The 16,612-nt window shown below is 70.6% G+C and carries 18 protein-coding genes; 15 read left to right on the top strand and 3 right to left on the bottom strand.

Translation table 11 applies throughout. From position 1 onward, the window contains the following. Positions 1-4 precede the first annotated feature (4 nt). The 5 genes from OG758_RS27155 to OG758_RS27175 are packed head-to-tail and all read left to right on the top strand — an operon-like array spanning position 5 to position 4,257. Positions 5-541 (top strand): flavin reductase family protein, encoded by a 537-nt coding sequence (locus OG758_RS27155; protein ID WP_326712351.1) that lies wholly within the window; start codon positions 5-7, stop codon positions 539-541. Continuing rightward, positions 538-2,010, top strand: coding sequence for a 4-hydroxyphenylacetate 3-hydroxylase family protein (locus OG758_RS27160; RefSeq protein WP_326712352.1), 1,473 nt, complete (start codon positions 538-540; stop codon positions 2,008-2,010). The genes OG758_RS27155 and OG758_RS27160 overlap by 4 nt, the downstream gene beginning before the upstream one ends. Further along, positions 2,007-2,429: a RidA family protein gene (locus tag OG758_RS27165; protein ID WP_326712353.1), complete on the top strand. Its 423-nt coding sequence runs from the start codon at positions 2,007-2,009 to the stop codon at positions 2,427-2,429. Before OG758_RS27160 ends, OG758_RS27165 begins: the two co-directional genes overlap by 4 nt. Further along, a complete protein-coding gene (locus tag OG758_RS27170; protein WP_326712354.1) occupies positions 2,426-3,103 on the top strand; it encodes a DUF1028 domain-containing protein in 678 nt (225 codons plus the stop codon). Before OG758_RS27165 ends, OG758_RS27170 begins: the two co-directional genes overlap by 4 nt. Before the next feature lie 5 nt (positions 3,104-3,108). Next, a complete protein-coding gene (locus tag OG758_RS27175) occupies positions 3,109-4,257 on the top strand; it encodes a M20 family metallopeptidase (RefSeq protein WP_326712355.1) in 1,149 nt (382 codons plus the stop codon). Here the strand turns inward: OG758_RS27175 and OG758_RS27180 are convergent. Next, complete coding sequence (locus OG758_RS27180) at positions 4,235-4,849, bottom strand: TetR/AcrR family transcriptional regulator (protein ID WP_227295603.1); 615 nt, start codon at positions 4,847-4,849, stop codon at positions 4,235-4,237. The genes OG758_RS27175 and OG758_RS27180 overlap by 23 nt on opposite strands. 115 nt (positions 4,850-4,964) lie before the next feature. Between OG758_RS27180 and OG758_RS27185 the strand changes: the two genes are divergently transcribed. From OG758_RS27185 to OG758_RS27200, 4 genes are all read left to right on the top strand, one after another. Further along, the gene (locus OG758_RS27185) at positions 4,965-6,428 is read left to right on the top strand and encodes an aldehyde dehydrogenase (protein ID WP_326712356.1); all 1,464 of its coding nucleotides are present in this window, start codon (positions 4,965-4,967) and stop codon (positions 6,426-6,428) included. A gap of 83 nt (positions 6,429-6,511) precedes the next feature. Next, positions 6,512-7,864: an aminotransferase family protein gene (locus OG758_RS27190; RefSeq protein ID WP_326712357.1), complete on the top strand. Its 1,353-nt coding sequence runs from the start codon at positions 6,512-6,514 to the stop codon at positions 7,862-7,864. Between the two features lie 86 nt (positions 7,865-7,950). Next, on the top strand, positions 7,951-9,519 hold the full coding sequence (locus OG758_RS27195; RefSeq protein WP_326712358.1) for an APC family permease: 1,569 nt from the start codon (positions 7,951-7,953) through the stop codon (positions 9,517-9,519). Between the two features lie 61 nt (positions 9,520-9,580). Beyond that, complete coding sequence (locus OG758_RS27200; protein ID WP_326712359.1) at positions 9,581-9,739, top strand: hypothetical protein; 159 nt, start codon at positions 9,581-9,583, stop codon at positions 9,737-9,739. Between the two features lie 82 nt (positions 9,740-9,821). Here OG758_RS27200 and phoU read toward each other — a convergent pair whose 3' ends face one another. Beyond that, the gene (gene phoU / locus OG758_RS27205) at positions 9,822-10,505 is read right to left on the bottom strand and encodes a phosphate signaling complex protein PhoU (protein ID WP_326712360.1); all 684 of its coding nucleotides are present in this window, start codon (positions 10,503-10,505) and stop codon (positions 9,822-9,824) included. A 189-nt stretch (positions 10,506-10,694) separates the two neighbouring features. Here phoU and OG758_RS27210 point away from each other — a divergent pair, with 189 nt between their 5' ends. Together OG758_RS27210 and OG758_RS27215 are read left to right on the top strand one after the other, a co-directional pair. Next, positions 10,695-11,972 carry a sensor histidine kinase gene (locus tag OG758_RS27210; RefSeq protein WP_227295580.1) on the top strand — a complete coding sequence of 426 codons (1,278 nt, stop codon included), beginning with the start codon at positions 10,695-10,697 and terminating at the stop codon, positions 11,970-11,972. Then, complete coding sequence (locus OG758_RS27215; RefSeq protein WP_018527980.1) at positions 11,969-12,649, top strand: response regulator transcription factor; 681 nt, start codon at positions 11,969-11,971, stop codon at positions 12,647-12,649. The genes OG758_RS27210 and OG758_RS27215 overlap by 4 nt, the downstream gene beginning before the upstream one ends. A 90-nt stretch (positions 12,650-12,739) precedes the next feature. Here the strand turns inward: OG758_RS27215 and OG758_RS27220 are convergent, their stop codons facing one another. Continuing rightward, positions 12,740-13,384, bottom strand: coding sequence for a DUF461 domain-containing protein (locus tag OG758_RS27220; RefSeq protein ID WP_326712361.1), 645 nt, complete (start codon positions 13,382-13,384; stop codon positions 12,740-12,742). A 676-nt stretch (positions 13,385-14,060) separates the two neighbouring features. On the opposite strand from OG758_RS27220, the gene OG758_RS27225 reads away from it, so the two are divergent. From OG758_RS27225 to OG758_RS27240, 4 genes are all read left to right on the top strand, one after another. Continuing rightward, positions 14,061-14,543: a CarD family transcriptional regulator gene (locus OG758_RS27225; RefSeq protein WP_003953493.1), complete on the top strand. Its 483-nt coding sequence runs from the start codon at positions 14,061-14,063 to the stop codon at positions 14,541-14,543. A 293-nt stretch (positions 14,544-14,836) separates the two neighbouring features. Beyond that, entirely contained in the window at positions 14,837-15,580 is a 744-nt protein-coding gene (gene ispD / locus OG758_RS27230; RefSeq protein WP_326712362.1) for a 2-C-methyl-D-erythritol 4-phosphate cytidylyltransferase, read from the top strand. Then, entirely contained in the window at positions 15,570-16,064 is a 495-nt protein-coding gene (ispF, locus tag OG758_RS27235) for a 2-C-methyl-D-erythritol 2,4-cyclodiphosphate synthase (protein WP_266671845.1), read from the top strand. The genes ispD and ispF overlap by 11 nt, the downstream gene beginning before the upstream one ends. Positions 16,065-16,138: 74 nt before the next feature. Then, entirely contained in the window at positions 16,139-16,543 is a 405-nt protein-coding gene (locus OG758_RS27240) for a PPOX class F420-dependent oxidoreductase (protein WP_116512320.1), read from the top strand. Positions 16,544-16,612: the final 69 nt, after the last annotated feature.

Raw genomic sequence — 16,612 nt, forward strand, 5'->3', positions numbered from 1 at the left:
GCTCATGACCATTGCTCCGGACCAACTCCTCACATCCCGCCAGGACTTCGTGGCCGCGATGGGGAACGCCGCGACGGGCGTGACCGTTGTCTCCACAGAAGGACCGGCCGGTCGCTTCGCCCAGACCGTCTCCGCCATGTGCTCCGTCTCCGCCGACCCGCCCTCGCTGCTGGTCTGTGTGAACGAGCGGAGCCCCCTCGCCGCGGCCGCCGTGCGCAACGGCGTCATCGCCGTGAGCGTCCTCGCCGCCGGCCAGGCCCACGTCTCGGACGTGTTCGCGGGCCGCCCCGCCCACGGCAGCGGCCCGTACGACTTCGACTGCGCCGAGTGGGACGTACTCGCCACCGACGCGCCCGTCCTGCGCGGCGCGGCCGCCGCCTTCGACTGCCGGCTCGCCGACTCCGTCACGCAGGGCACCCACCAGGTCCTGTTCGGCGCCGTCGTCGCCTCCGCGGCGTCCGGCGCCCACCCGCTCGTCCACCACGCCCGTACGTACGCCACCCCGAGCCCCCTCAACTCCCTTAAGGAGCACGGCGCATGATCCGCACCGGAGACCAGTACCGCGAGTCGATCCGCGACGGCCGCGACGTATGGATGAACGGCGAGAAGGTCACCGACGTGACCACGCACCCCGCGTTCAAGCCGCTGGTCGACATACGCGCCCGGATCTACGACATGGCGCACGACCCGGCGACCCGGGACTCGATGACGTACCAGGACGAGTCGACCGGTGAGGTCAACGCGATCCAGCAGAAGCCGCCGCGCACCCATGAGGACTGGGACGCGAAGCGGGCGGCGACGGACGCCGTGCTGAGCGACGTCGGCGGGGTCGTCACGCGCGTCGGGGACGAGACGATCGGCGAGGTCTGGTCGCTCATCGACGGCCAGGACGTCCTCAACGCGATCAACCCGACGTACGCGGAGAACGTCAAGCGGCACATCGACCACGCGCTGTACGCCGACCCGTTCCACGTCTCGGCGAACACCGACCCGAAGGGTGACCGCTCCAAGCGCCCCCAGGACCAGGACCCGGACATGCTCCTGCACGTCGTGCGGGAGACGGACAGCGGCATCGTCGTGCGCGGCGCCAAGTACGAGACGGCCGCCGCCTACTCCAACCAGGCGTTCACGAAGCCGACGATCGCGAACTGGGGCGACTCCGAACTCTCCGACTACGCCCTCGGTTTCATCGCCGACATGGGCTCGCCGGGCCTGAAGTACATCTGCCGTACGGGCTTCGCCGGCACCAAGCCGCCCGCCGACTACCCGGTCTCCAGCCGCTTCGACGAGGTCGACACCCTGGTCGTCTTCGACGACGTCGAGATCCCCTGGGAGAACGTCCTCTTCTACCGGGACACCAAGGCCGCGACCTTCATCCGCGCCACTCTCCACCGCTACAGCGCGTTCGCGTTCACGCAGCGCAACCTGCGGCTCGCGGACCTGATGATCGGCGCCGCGCTGTGGAACGTGAAGCAGACCGGCCTGGAGAAGCAGCAGGCCGTACAGGAGAAGCTCGCGACGCTGGCCTGCTACCGCGAGGGCATCAACGCGCACCTGACCGCGTCGATCGCGATGGCCGAGCCCAGCCCGGGCGGGCTCCTCATGCCGAACCAGTCGCTGCTGTACACCGGCCGCGTCCTGGCCTGCTCGCAGCTGCACGAGATGATGCACATCGCGCGCGAGCTGTGCGGCGGGCAGATCTGCATCACGCCCGACAAGGCGTCCTTCGACCACCCGGACACCAAGCCCTGGCTCGACAAGTTCTACTCGATCAACGAGCACTGGGTCGCCGAGGACCGCCGCAAGCTCCTCGCGTACGCCCGTGACCTGCTCAACTCGGACTACGCGGGCCACCGCCTCACCTTCCAGCTCTTCGCGCAGTCCCCGCCGTTCGCGCACCTCGGCGCGGTGTACCGCAACTTCGACTGGGAGGGCCCGCTCGACCTGGTGAAGGACGCGGCCGGCCTCAGCGACAACGTCCTCGGCACCCTCGGGAGGAAGGCCAAGTGACGACCCACCGGCGCATCCGCCCCTTCAACACGGCGGACACCTATCCCGAGCAGGACCTGTCCAACGACCTCGCGCAGGCGGTCGTCGCCGACGGCACGGTCTATCTGCGCGGCCAGATCGGCCAGGATCTCGACACCCGCGAGAACGTCGGCGTCGGGGACGTCTCCGCCCAGGCCGAGAAGGCCATGGCGAACATCGCGATGCTCCTGGAGGAGTCCGGCAGCCGCCTCGACGACATCGTCAAGATCACCGTCTATCTGACGGACATCCGCTTCCGCGAGCCCGTCTACCGCGTCATGGGCCGCTGGCTGAAGGGCGTCCACTACGTCTCCACGGGCCTGGTCGTCGCGGCGCTCGCCCGCCCGGAGTGGCTCGTCGAGATCGACGCGACGGCCGTCATCCCGAAGGAGCGCCGATGACGTTCTCGATCGCCGCGCGGTGCCCGCGCACGGGTCAGTTCGGGGTGGCCGTCACCTCGTCCTCGCCGGCCGTCGCCGCGCGCTGCGCGCACGTACGGCCCGGAGTGGGTGCGGTCTGCTCCCAGAACGTCACCGACCCGCGCCTGGGCACCCGCCTGCTCGACCTTCTGGAATCAGGGATGCCCGCGAAGGCGGCCGTACGCGAGGTGGCCGCCCAGCCCCACGCCGAATGGCGGCAGTTGACGGCCGTCGGCGCCTCCGGTCCCGGCGCGGTCTTCTCGGGCGTCCGGACCCTCGGCACGTACGCGGAGGCGGTCGGCCCCGACGCCGTGGCCGCGGGGAACCTCCTGTCGGGCCCCGGGGTCCCCCAGGCGGTACTGGACGCGTTCACGGGCGCGGACCCTCGGGCTCCGCTCGCCCGCCGCCTCGTCGACGCGCTGACCGCGGGTGCGGCGGCGGGCGGCGAGGCGGGCCCCGTCCACTCGGCCGGGCTCCTCGTCGTCGACGTACAGCGGTGGCCGGTGACGGACCTGCGCGTGGACTGGACCGAGGGCGACCCGATCGCGGAGCTCGCGGAGCTGTGGAAACTGTGGGAGCCACAGCAGGAGGCGTACGTACAACGGGCGCTCGCCCCGGACGCGGCGCCGAACTACGGCGTGCCGGGGGACGAGTGAGGCCCGTGCGCGAGGCCGTCGCGAAGGCGGCGCCCGAACTCCTCGCCCTGAGCCATCGCATCCACGCGAACCCCGAGGTGGCGTGGGAGGAGGAGAAGGCGGCGCGCTGGACCGCGTACGCCCTCGACGACCTCGGCTACGACGTCGTGACCGGCACCGCGGGCCTGCCCACCGCCTTCACCGCCACCGTCGGCAGCGGCCCGCTCCACCTCGCGATCTGCGCCGAGTACGACGCGCTGCCCGGCCTCGGCCACGCCTGCGGGCACAACGTCATCGCGGCGGCCGCGGTGGGTGCCGCGGCCGGACTGGCGCCGGTGGCGGCCGAGCTGGGCCTCAAGGTCACCGTCTTCGGCACCCCGGCCGAGGAAGGCGGCGGCGGCAAGATCCTCATGCTGGAGCGCGGTGCCTTCGACGGGGTGCACGCGGCGATGATGGTGCACCCCGGTCCCGCGGACGTCGCCGAGGCCGACCCGTACGCGGTCGCGCACCTCAAGGTCCGCTACCACGGCAAGGCGGCGCACGCGGCGGCCTACCCGGAGCGGGGCCGCAACGCGGCGGACGCCTTCACGGTCGCCCAGGTCGCCATCGGACTCCTGCGCCAGCAGCTCCCGTCCACCACGCGCGTGCACGGCATGGTGACGCGCGGCGGGGAGGCCCCGAACGCGATCCCGGAGCTGACCGAGGGCCGCTGGTACGTGCGCGCGGGAAGTCTTGAGGAGCTGTCCGCGCTCCAGCCCCGCGTCGAGAAGTGCTTCGAGGCCGGCGCCCTGGCCTCGGCCTGCGACCTCGAAATAGAGCCGGAGTCCCGCCCGTACTCGGAGTTCCGCAACGACGCCGCGATGCTGGCCGCCTACCGGCAGGCGGCCGAATCCCTCGGCCGCACCTTCGACAGCTCCGGATCCCCGGCGGCCCGGATGAACCGCGCCTCCACGGACATGGGCAACGTCTCCCGCGTCCTGCCCGCCATCCACCCCTACCTGGGCATCAACTCACTGCCCGCGGTGAACCACCAGAGGGAGTTCGCGGCGGCGTGCGTCACCCCGGACGCGGACCGGGCGGTCCTCGACGGCGCGCTGGGCATGGCGCTCACCGCGGTGGCCCTCGCGGGCGACGACCGGGAGCGGGCCCGGCTCACAGCTCCGGGCAGCCGGTGACCGTCCGCGCGTAGCCGAGGAGCAGACGCCGGGCGACGTCCGGCGTCAGCTCGGCGTTGCGGCTGACGATGTGCAGCCCGTAGCCGTCCTCCAGCGCGACGAGGTTGCGCGCGAGGTCGGCGACGGGCTCGGTGAGCGTGAACTCGCCGACTGCCGCGCCGACTTCGAGCACCGTCGCGTACAGGGCGACTTCGCGCGCGAAGAGCGACGCCATCAGCGTCGCGTGCCCGGAGCTGCGGTCGGCGCGCCGGTGCAGCTCGAAGAGCAGTCCGTGCACGGCGTCCCCCGAGCCGCCCGGCAGCCCGCTCCCCACGAGGGCCCGCAGCCGTGCGACGGCCCCGGTCGCCCCGTCCACGGCACCCTGCCGTGCGGCCAGATAGCGCTCCACGGCGCCCCGGTGCACTTCGAGGACCAGCTCGTCCATCTCCGGGTAGTAGTACAGAACCGACCCCGCGGACATGCCCGCCTCGGCGGCGATGTCCTTGATGCGCAGCCCCTCCAGGCCCCGCTCGGCGATGGCGCGCCCCGCCGCGTCGACGAGGGCCTCGCGGCGCGCCGTCTGGTTCTTCGGTCTCCCAGGCTTGTTCCCCATGGGTTAATTCTCTGTTACTCAGTTCAAGTAAATCAAGTTCCTTGCGTCCAGGGCATTGACGGCCCGGCACCCCATTGTTTGAATCCGATCTCAAAGAAGTAGAGGGAGCCGCCGCATGAACACCTACGCAGACTGGCAGCGCCGAGCAGCCGAACTGACGCCACGCACCCGGGCGTTCATCAACGGCACATGGACCGAGGCGCAGTCCCGGGCCACCTTCCCCACCGTCAACCCGGCCGACGGCAAGGTCACCGCCCACGTCGCCCGGGGCGAAGCGCCCGAGATCGACGCGGCGGTCCGCGCGGCCCGCACGTCCTTCGACGACGGCCGCTGGTCCCGCACCGACCCCGCGGCCCGCAAGCGCGTCCTGCTCAGGCTCGCCGACCTGATCACCGCCAACGCCGAGGAACTGGCCCTCCTCGACACCCTCGACATGGGCAAGCCGATCGCCGAGTCGTACGGCACGGACGTGCCCGGTGCGGCCGGCGTCTTCGCCTGGTACGCGGAGGCCGCGGACAAGCTGTACGACGAGATCGCGCCGACGCCCCCGGGCAGCCTGGCGACGGTCCGCCGCACCCCGCTGGGCGTGGTGGGCGCCGTGGTCCCGTGGAACTTCCCCCTCGACCTGGCGAGCTGGAAGCTGGCGCCGGCCCTCGCGACGGGCAACAGCGTCGTACTCAAACCGGCGGAACAGTCCCCGCTGTCGGCCCTGCGCCTGGCCGAACTGGCAGCGGAGGCGGGTCTCCCCGACGGCGTACTGAACGTCGTCCCCGGCATGGGCGACACGGCGGGCCGGGCCCTCGGCCTGCACAAGGACGTCGACACCCTGGTCTTCACGGGCTCGACGAAGGTCGCCCGCCTCTTCCAGGCCTACGCCGCCGAGTCGAACATGAAGCAGGTCTGGCCGGAGGCGGGCGGCAAGAGCCCGAACGTGGTCTTCGCCGACGCGGACCTGGACGCGGCGGCAGAGCGCGCGGCCTGGGGATTCGCGTACAACGCCGGCCAGGTCTGCTCGGCCAACACCCGCCTCCTGGTGGAGAGTTCGATCGCCGAGGAGTTCACCGCCCGCGTCGCGGAACACGCGGCACGCTTCCTGCCGGGCGACCCCCTGGACCCCGACACGAACCTCGGCCCGCTGGTGGACGAAGCCCAGGCCATCAGGGTCCTCGGCGCGATCGAGGCATCGGACGGCAAGGTGATCACGGGCGGCACGCGCGACGGCGCGTACCTCACCCCCACGATCGTCACCGGCCTGCGCCCCGACGCACCCCTGGCGAGCGAGGAACTCTTCGGCCCGGTTCTGACGGTCCACGCCTTCACCACGGAGGCGGAGGCGATACGGACCGCCAACGACTCCCCGTACGGCCTGGCGGCCTCGCTGTGGACGAGGGACCTGGCCCGCGCCCACCGCGTGGCGGACGCCCTGCACGCCGGGACGGTCTCGGTGAACACGGTCGACGCGCTGAGCCCGCTCACGCCGTTCGGCGGCTTCAAGCAGTCGGGCCACGGCAGGGACCTGTCGCTCCACTCCCTCGACAAGTACACGGGCCTGAAGACGACGTGGATCACGTACGCGTGAACCCGGACACGCACCCTGGCCCGCCGGCGACCGCCCGGACGGCTCCCCGACCCTCCACACGACCTCACGAAGGGACGAACAGCATGACCCTCACCCCCGCACAGCAGCTCGCCGCCACGGACCGGGCGCACATCATCCACCCCTACCTCCCCGGCACCGCCGAGGAACGCGTCGTGATGACGGAGGGCAAGGGCTGCCGCCTCACCGACGCGGAAGGCCGCAGCTACCTCGACGCGACCGGCGGGCTCTGGCTCGCCCAGGTCGGCCACGGCCGCAAGGAGATCGCCGACGTAGCGCACGCACAGATGCAGCAGCTCGAATACTTCACGAGCTTCTGGGAGTTCTCGAACGACAAGGCGATCCAACTGGCCGAACGCCTCGCCACGTTGGCCCCCGACAACCTCAACCACGTCTACTTCACGTCGGGCGGCTCGGAGGGCAACGAGGCGGCCATCAAGATGGCCCGCTACTACCACCACCGCCGGGGCGAGGGCTCCCGCACCTGGATCCTGGCCCGCGACAAGGCGTACCACGGCATCGGCTACGGCGGCGGCTCGGCCACCGGCTTCCCGGTCTACCACGAGGGCTTCGCCCCGATGATGCCGCACGTCAGCCACCTGACGCCCCCGTGGCCGTACCGCACGGAGCTCTACGGCGACGCCGACCCCACCGACTTCCTGATCGCCGAACTGGAGGGCCGCATCGCGGAGATCGGCGCCTCCAACATCGCGGCGATGATCGGCGAGCCCATCATGGGCGTGGGCGGCATGCTGGTCCCGCCGGCGGACTACTGGCCGCGCGTACGCGAGGTCCTCGACCGCCACGGCATCCTCCTCATCTTCGACGAGGTGGTGACGGCGTACGGCCGCGTGGGCGAATGGTTCGCGGCCCAGCACTTCGACGTGAAGCCGGACATCATCACGACGGCCAAGGGCATCACGTCGGGCTACACACCGCTCGGCGCACTCCTGGTCTCCGACGAGGTGACCGAGGCGCTGCTCCAGGACCACGGCTTCCCGATGGGCTACACGTACAACGGGCACCCGGTGGCGGCGGCGGTGGCGCTCGCGAACCTCGACATCATCGAGCGGGAGAACCTCCTGTCGCGCGCCGTCACGATGGGCGAGTATCTCCACGCCCAGCTCGCCGACGCGCTGGGCGACCTGCCGATCGTCGGCGAGATCCGCTCGGTCGGCATGATGCTGGCGGTGGAGCTGGTCGCGGACCGCGAGACCCGCACGCCCCTCCCCATGAACCCGGCCCGCATGCCGCACGACGTGATCCGCAGGGAGACGGGCGTCATCGTCCGCGACTCGGCCCACAGCCTGGTCCTGTCCCCGCCGCTGATCATGACGGAGCAGGAGGCGAAGGAGGCGGCGACGGCGATGCGCTCGGTCCTCGAACGCACGACACCGGCGGGCGACATCACCAAGTAGCCCCCGGGGCCCTGCCCCACGAACCACCGAGCGCCCCCAAGCCACCCGCACCGTCCCACCCGTCCCCAGCTCACGAGGACACAGACGTGCCCGACCACAAAGAACAAGCAGCACCTCCACCCAGCACGACCACCCGCGCGGACGCGGAAAGCACCCTCACCCCCGCGGACGCCGAAGGCACCGCCACCTCCACCCCCAACCTCCACAGAAGTCTCCGCCGCTTCGACATCACGGCCATGGCGGTGGCCGCGGTGATCTCCTTCGACACGGTGGGCCAGATCGCGACGGGCGGCGGAGAGGCGGTGACGTGGACGGCGGTCATCGCGGTCGCGTTCCTCATCCCGTACGCGCTGCTCTTCGCGGAGACCGGCGCGGCCTTCCCCCAGGAGGGCGGCCCCTACGTCTGGGTGAAGCTGGCGTTCGGCCGGCTGACGGCGGCGATCACGACGCTCTTCTACTGGGTGACGAACCCGATCTGGCTGGGCGGCTCGCTCGTGTTCATCGCGGCCCAGACCTGGGACGGCTTCGTGTTCCGCCTGGGCCAGGGCACGTATCCGGACTACGCGTTCAAGACGGTGTTCATCTGGACCGCGATCCTCACGGCGGTGGTCTCGCTGCGCAAAGGCAAATGGATCACCACGGCGGGCGCGGCGGCCAAGGTCCTCGCGCTCACCGTGTTCACGGCGACGGCAGTGGCGTACGGACTGGAGCACGGCTTCCAGGGCCTGACAGGGACGGCGGACAGCACCACCGCCACCTTCACCCCCACGACAGCCGGCTTCCTGGCGCTCGTCCCGGTACTCCTCTTCGCGTACGTGGGCTTCGAGGCTCCGAACGCGGCGGGCGAGGAGATGCACAACCCGCAACGTGACGTCCCCACAGCCCTCGGACGCTCCGCGGCGATCGCGGCGGCCTGCTACCTGCTCCCCGTCCTGGCGATCCTCTCCGTGGTCCCGCCCGGCAAGGTGACCGGCATCGGCGGCTTCATGGAGGGTGCCCAGACCATCTTCACGATCTACGGAAGCGCAAGCGGCGCACTCCTGAAGGCGACCGCGCTCCTCTTCGTCTTCGCGCTCCTCACCCAGGGCAGCGCCTGGATGATCGTCAGCGACCGGATGCAGGCGATGGCGGCGGCGGACGGCGGCTTCTTCAGCCGCAAGCTGGGCGCGTTCCACCCGACGCTGGGCACACCGGTGCGCACGAACCTGCTGTCGGGGGCGATCGCGACGGTGTTCATGGTGGCGGCGATGCGGCTCGCGGACGGCGACGCGGCGGCGGTGTTCTCGGTCGTCCTGACCGTCGCGGTGACGACGCTGCTGCTCTCGTACCTGACGGTGATCCCGGCCCTGGCGGTCCTGCGCCTGCGCCACAGGGACGTACCGCGCCCGTACGAAGTGCCCTTCGGGACAAAGGGGTTCATGATCTGCGCGGCACTGGTCTACGCGTGGATCCTGACCGGCTCATGGACGGCCCTGTTCCCGGGCACGCTGGAGGCGCTGCTCGGCATCACGTACGACTTCCACGAGACGTGGGGGGTGTCGCGGACGGCGTTCGAGGCATTCACGCTGGGCACGGTGGTCGCCCTGCTGCTCATCGGGACCATCGGTCACACAGTGGCCGGAAAGATGAACGCCCGCGCGCGTGTGCGCCGTTGACGCGCCCGCCGGGCTGGGCATGAACTGAGGGACAGGCAGTTCGCCCCGAGGAGGGAACACCATGGCCGAGTCCCCCACCCCCGAAGCCGTCGCAGAGCAGCCCACGGAAGTCGCGCAGCCGCACCGGCTGGTCCTGCTAGGCGCCTGCGGCTGCGGCTCGGGCTGCGGCTGCGGCTGCCAGTCGGGCGCGCCGTGCCAGTGCGGCGGCTGTACGGGCTGACACGACGGAACATGGACGGGGGCCCCGCACCACACAGGTGCGGGGCCCCCGTCCGGCAGGTCACCCCGAGAGGGGGACCGGCTCAGCTGCCGTCGACAGGCTGCGGCTGCGGCGCCTGGATCTCGTCGGCGTGCTCACCGGTCACGAGATACACCACACGCTTGGCCACGGAGACCGCGTGATCGGCGAAGCGCTCGTAGTAACGGCCCAGCAGCGTCACGTCCACGGCGGTCTCGATGCCGTGCTTCCACCGGTCGTCCATCAGGTGCTGGAAGAGCGTCCGGTGCAGCAGGTCCATCTCGTCGTCGTCCTGCTCCAGCTGAAGCGCGAGGTCGACGTCCTTGGTGATGATGACCTCGGCGGACTTCGCCATGAGCCGCTGCGCGAGCTGCCCCATCTCCAGGACGGTCGCGTGCAGGTCGTGCGGAACGGCCTGGTCCGGGAACCGCAGCCGGGCGAGCTTGGCGACGTGCTGCGCCAGGTCACCGCTGCGCTCCAGGTCCGCGCTCATCCGCAGCGAGGTCACGACGATCCGCAGGTCCGTGGCGACGGGCTGCTGGCGCGCGAGCAGGGCTATCGCCCTCGCCTCCAGGTCATGCTGCAGATCGTCGACCTTCTGATCCGCCGCGATGACACTCTCGGCCAGCTTCAGGTCGGCGTCGAGCATGGCCGTGGTGGCGCGCCCGATCGCCGACCCGACAAGGCGGGCCATCTCGACCAGGCCCTCGCCGATCGAGTCAAGTTCCTCGTGGTACGCGTCACGCATACAACTGTCCCTCTCACTCACTGCGTGGGGCTGCTGTGCCCCACGCTCCCACGTTCGGCCCTGTACGCGTCCGTTTCCGTCACCTCAAATGAATCACCCCTGTACCCAAGGTGAACTCTGGGCGACGAGTGTTCGAGGTACCACTCGGACGGCTGTGGGCAGCGCTTACGAGGCGCATAACCTGGGGGCATGGACGTGAACGCGGCGGTCGCCGCAGCGGCAGCGATCGCCGGGGTGTGCACCGGCGTGATCGCCATGCTGGCGTTTCGCTGGAGCGAACGCGACCAGAAACGCCCCACCCGTACTTCCCTGCACACGGATCCGGTCCTTCCGCCCGGCGTCGACACCGTCCTCTCCGTGCTGCGCTCCTCCGCCGTCGTCCTGGACGAGGCGGACAGCGTGGTCAAGGCCAGCTCGGCGGCGTACGCCCTCGGCCTGGTCAGAGGCGGCAAGCTGGCCGTGGAGCCGATGCTCCTCATGGCCAGGGACACCCGCCGTGACGGAGAGATACGACAGGTCGAGCTCGACCTGCCCCGCCGCGGCACCGGCCGCGGGGACGCCCTCGCGGTCTCCGCACGGGTGGCACCCCTCGGCTCCCGCCTGGTCCTGCTCCTCGTGGAGGACCTGACGGAGGCCCGCCGCATCGAGGCGGTCCGCCGCGACTTCGTGGCGAACGTCAGCCACGAGCTGAAGACCCCGGTCGGCGCGCTCAGCCTCCTCTCCGAGGCGGTCATGGACGCGTCCGACGACCCGGAGGCGGTGGAGCGCTTCGCAGGCAGGATGCAGATCGAGGCGACCCGCCTGACGAACCTGGTCCAGGAGCTCATCGACCTGTCCCGGGTGCAGAACGACGACCCGCTGGAGGACGCCGAGCCGGTCCGCGTCGACGAACTCGTCGCCGAGGCGATCGACCGCTGCCGCCACCAGGCCGGCACGAAGCAGATCACCATGGCCGCGGGAGGCACCGCGGACCTCCAGATCTGGGGCAACCGCGGCCAGCTCGCCGCGGCTCTCGGCAACCTCGTCGAGAACGCCGTCAACTACAGCCCGGCCCGAACCCGCGTGGGCATAGCCGCGCGCCGGGTCAGCGCACCCGGCGGAGACCTCATAGAAGTGGCGGTCACCGACCAGGGTCTCGGCATCTCCGACAAGGACAAGGAGCGCATCTTCGAGCGCTTCTACCGGGTCGACCCGGCCCGCTCCCGGGCCACCGGCGGCACCGGCCTCGGCCTTGCCATCGTCAAGCATGTGGCTGCCTCGCACGGCGGGGAAGTCACCGTATGGAGCTCCGAAGGCCAGGGCTCCACGTTCACCCTGCGGCTGCCGGAGGCAGGCGCGACCCGCGACCGCGGCCCAGGACACGTAGGCGGCGACGCATACGGACACCACGACGGCAACGACGCCGACGGGCCCGACGAGACAACCGCATACGATCCCATTCCTGCCGCCCCGGAGGTCCTTCCGTGACCCGAGTGCTCGTCGTCGAGGACGAGGAATCCTTCTCCGACGCCCTGTCGTACATGCTTCGCAAGGAGGGTTTCGAGGTCGCCATCGCGGCCACGGGCCCCGACGGACTCGACGAGTTCGAGCGCAACGGCGCCGACCTCGTCCTGCTCGACCTGATGCTGCCGGGCTTGCCCGGCACCGAGGTCTGCCGCCAGCTGCGCGGCCGGTCCAACGTCCCCGTCATCATGGTGACCGCCAAGGACAGCGAGATCGACAAGGTCGTGGGCCTCGAGATAGGAGCCGACGACTACGTCACCAAGCCCTTCTCGTCCCGCGAGCTGGTCGCCCGCATCCGCGCGGTCCTGCGCCGCCGGGGCGAGCCCGAGGAGGTCGCCCCGCAGGCCCTGGAGGCCGGCCCGGTCCGCATGGACGTGGACCGCCACGTCGTCACGGTCTCCGGTTCCAAGGTCGACCTGCCCCTCAAGGAGTTCGACCTCCTGGAGATGCTCCTGCGCAACGCGGGCCGCGTCCTGACCCGCATGCAGCTCATCGACCGCGTGTGGGGCGCCGACTACGTGGGCGACACCAAGACCCTCGACGTCCACGTCAAGCGCCTGCGCGCCAAGATTGAGCCCGACCCGGGAGCCCCGCGCTACCTGGTGACGGTGCGCGGCCTGGGCTACAAATTCGAGCCGTAGAGCGCCGGGTCACGGCGGTGACCCAGCCACGGAACGCCGAAGGGCGGGACCCCCACCGGGGGTCCCGCCCTTCGCCATTGCGTACGTTGATCAGTGCCCGGCGGCGGGGCTGCCCGAGGCCGACTCGGACGGCGAGGCGGAGCCGGACGGGGTGGCCGACCCGGAGGGCGTCGCGGAGCCGGAGGCGGACTCCGACGGCTTCGTGCTCGGCACGGCCGGGATCTCGCTCGGCCCCCACTTCTTGAAGTAGCTCTCGGCCGGCACGACGAACGACTGGATCTTGACGGCGCCCGTGGTGCTGAACGTGAAGGTCAGCGCCTTCACGTCACCGTCGAGGTCGGCGGTGCTGCTGTTGGGCAGCTGCGCGGACGCGTTGCCCTTCCCGCCGAGCACGAGGGAGCCGCCGGCCGGGATCGTCACGGTCTTCTTGCCGTCGGCGGCCGACAGCTCGGCCTTCTTGCCGACGCCGTCGAGCACGATCGAGTCGAGGGTCTGGGCCTTGGAGCCATTGTTGAAGAGCGTCGCGGTCACGACGGCCGGACCCGTGGACTTCAGGTCGGGCTGCGTGATCACGGTGGCGTTCTGGATCCGGATGTCCCCGACGGAGGTCTCCGCGTTGTCCGGCTTGACCTCCAGCGTCTGGGCATTGTTTCCGGCGCCGCACGCGGCGAGCGAGGCGATCGAGAACGCGAGGGCGGCGGCGGCGAGGGCGCCGCGTCGAAGGCTGCTGCTCACGGCGGCGGCAACTCCTTGAACGTGGGCGGTAAGGGTCTGGACGCCCTGGACGGGTGTAAAGCCGCCCTAAGGGTCTGTCAGCGGGCTTAGGTTACCGAGCCGTTCGCGCGCCGCTGCACCCGACCCGCCCCTAGGGGGTTTCGGATGGATCTCGGCACCGGCCGATCCCCCGCTCCGACCGCTGCGCGCACGGCCCGCCCCACTCGCGATCACACCCCCGCCTGCCCCCCTCGGCCCCTCTCACCTCACCAAACGTGACAGCCGCATTGGCCGCCCGTTCACCATTCACATAAGGGCCGCGGGGCCGCTCCTGCGGATTTCCGGTAAGGAATGCGTGGCGGTACGGAAAATCGATCACCCGCCACGGTGATCAATTCCGGATTCAGGTCGCACGCGCCTCCGAGTCACCGAACGGAGTAGCGGAAGTGCGGCGCTTCGAACCGCGCAAACCGGGACGTTCGACCCCCTGCGGACCCTTCCAGGTAGGTGTAACGTGCGCGTTTCGGCTCTGCCGAAGAGCCGCTCCGACCTGCGAATACCTCCTTCCGCAGGCCCTCCGCAGCACGTTCCGGTTGTGGTTGTCAAGCCCCGAGATATGCCCTGACCTGCGAAAACGCCATTCAGAAGACGCCGTTTCCGTGTTACCCTGGATAGCCACGGAAGGGGTACCTGTCACATGACGTTCAAGGTTGGCGACACCGTGGTCTATCCCCATCACGGGGCCGCGCTGATCGAGGCTATCGAAACTCGCCAGATCAAAGGCGTGGACAAGACCTACTTGGTGCTGAAGGTCGCGCAGGGTGACCTGACGGTGCGTGTGCCAGCGGACAATGCGGAGTTCGTCGGCGTACGTGATGTGGTCGGTCAGGACGGTCTCGACCGGGTCTTCGAGGTGCTTCGCGCGCCGTACGCCGAAGAGCCCACGAACTGGTCGCGCCGCTACAAGGCAAATCTCGAGAAGCTCGCCTCCGGCGATGTCATCAAGGTCGCGGAAGTCGTCCGTGACCTGTGGCGTCGGGAGCGTGAGCGCGGACTGTCCGCAGGTGAGAAGCGCATGCTCGCCAAGGCGCGGCAGATCCTGGTGAGCGAGCTCGCGCTCGCTGAGAACACGAACGAGGACAAGGCCGAGGCCCTGCTCGACGAGGTTCTCGCGTCCTGACGCGTGCCCTGACCGGCACGCGGCTGCGACAAGAAGTCCCGGGCGAGAGTCCAGGCGCATGAATAATGCCGCGGTGCCCGCTGACCCTGATGGTGTCGCCGGGCGCTGCGGCATGTTCGTACCCGCACTCTGTGTCTACTCGTGGCGCCCTGACCCGCTTGACTCAGTTGGTGTGCCGGGCCCGGGCAGCTGGCTCGACCGGTGTCACGGAAGGGGTCCGGTCGAGGCGTCGCGCCCGGCACTGGTGTTGGCCATACCCACCTCGGTCGAGCACACAAACCTGAACGGAAGCGATGTCTGACGAAACGCGGCCCTCGCGCACCGCGGCCGTGATTCCGGCCGCCGGACGGGGCGTACGCCTCGGCCCGGGCGCCCCCAAAGCGCTCCGCGCGCTCAACGGCACCCCGATGCTCATCCACGCCGTCCGGGCGATGGCCGCCTCGCGGTCCGTCTCCCTCGTCGTCGTGGTCGCCCCGCCCGACGAGGCGTCCGCCGCCGAGGTGAAGACCCTCCTCGCCGACCACGCGCTGCCCGAGCGGACCGACTTCGTCGTCGTCCCCGGCGGCGAGACCCGCCAGGAGTCCGTGAAGCTCGGCCTCGACGCCCTGCCGCCCGGCATCGACGTCGTCCTCGTCCACGACGCGGCCCGCCCCCTGGTGCCCGTGGACACGGTCGACGGCGTCATCGAAGCCGTACGCGAAGGGGCCCCCGCCGTCGTCCCCGCGCTGCCCCTCGCCGACACCGTCAAGCAGGTCGAGGCCCGCACCGACGGCGGCCCCGAGCTCGTCGTCGCGACGCCCGAGCGGGCCCGGCTGCGTGCCGTGCAGACCCCACAGGGCTTCGACCGCGCGACGCTCATGCGCGCCCACGAGACCGTCACCGACAACGTGACGGACGACGCCGGCATGGTCGAGCAGCTCGGCGTACCGGTCGTCGTCGTGCCCGGGCACGAGGAGGCCTTCAAGGTGACCCGCCCCCTCGATCTCGTGCTCGCCGAAGCCGTACTCGCCCGCAGGAGGGCCAACGATGGGTTCTGAGCCGCCGGTCATCCCCCTCGTCGGCATCGGCACCGACATCCACGCCTTCGAAGAGGGCCGCGAGTTGTGGTGCGCCGGCCTGAAGTGGGAGGGCGAGGGCCCCGGTCTCGCCGGGCACTCCGACGCCGACGTCGTCGCGCACGCCGCGTGCAACGCGCTGTTCTCCGCCGCCGGGCTCGGTGACCTCGGTGCCCACTTCGGCACCGGCCGTCCCGAGTGGTCCGGCGCGTCCGGGCTCACCCTGCTGACCGAGGCCGCCCGCATCGTGCGCGAGGCGGGCTTCACCATCGGCAACGTCGCCGTACAGGTCATCGGCCCCCGGCCGAAGATCGGGAAGCGGCGCGAGGAGGCGCAGAAGGTGCTGTCGGACGCCGCCGGCGCCCCGGTCTCCGTCTCTGGCGCCACCACCGACGGCCTGGGCTTCCCCGGCCGCGGCGACGGCCTCGCGGCGATCGCCACGGCACTGGTCGTCAGGACGGGCTGAAATACCGCTCCGGGGGCGGATGTTGGCGCAGTATCGGGTACTCGTACAGGCATCCCCCCAAGGAGTGAGGCTCCATGTCCGCCCAGCTGTCCGACGAGCTCAAGGCGTTGCTCGACACCCCCGTCTTCATCACCGTCGCCACCATCCAGCCCGACGGGAGCCCGCAGGTGTCGCCTGTCTGGGTGAAGCGGGACGGGGACGACGTGCTGTTCTCCACGACCGTCGACCGGCGCAAGGAGAAGAACCTGCGCCGCGACCCCCGCGTCACCGTCGTCGTGCAACCCACCGACAACCCCTACGCGTACGCCGAGATCCGCGGCACCGCCGACCTCACCACCGAGGGCGGCCAGGAGCTCATCGACGAGCTGTCGCTCAAGTACACGGGCAAGCAGTACGCGGACTTCAACCCCCGCTCCGCCGACGACGCCGCGCGTGTCGTCGTGCGCATCACACCCCGCAAGGTCGTCGGCCGGATCTGAACGGCTGCCTGACACACGTCACAACGTCACGGTTGCGCCCCGTGTCCCCAAGGGGTCGCGGGGCACTGC

Origin of the sequence: Streptomyces sp. NBC_01474, from assembly GCF_035918215.1 — a bacterium.
Classification (GTDB): domain Bacteria; phylum Actinomycetota; class Actinomycetes; order Streptomycetales; family Streptomycetaceae; genus Streptomyces; species Streptomyces aureus.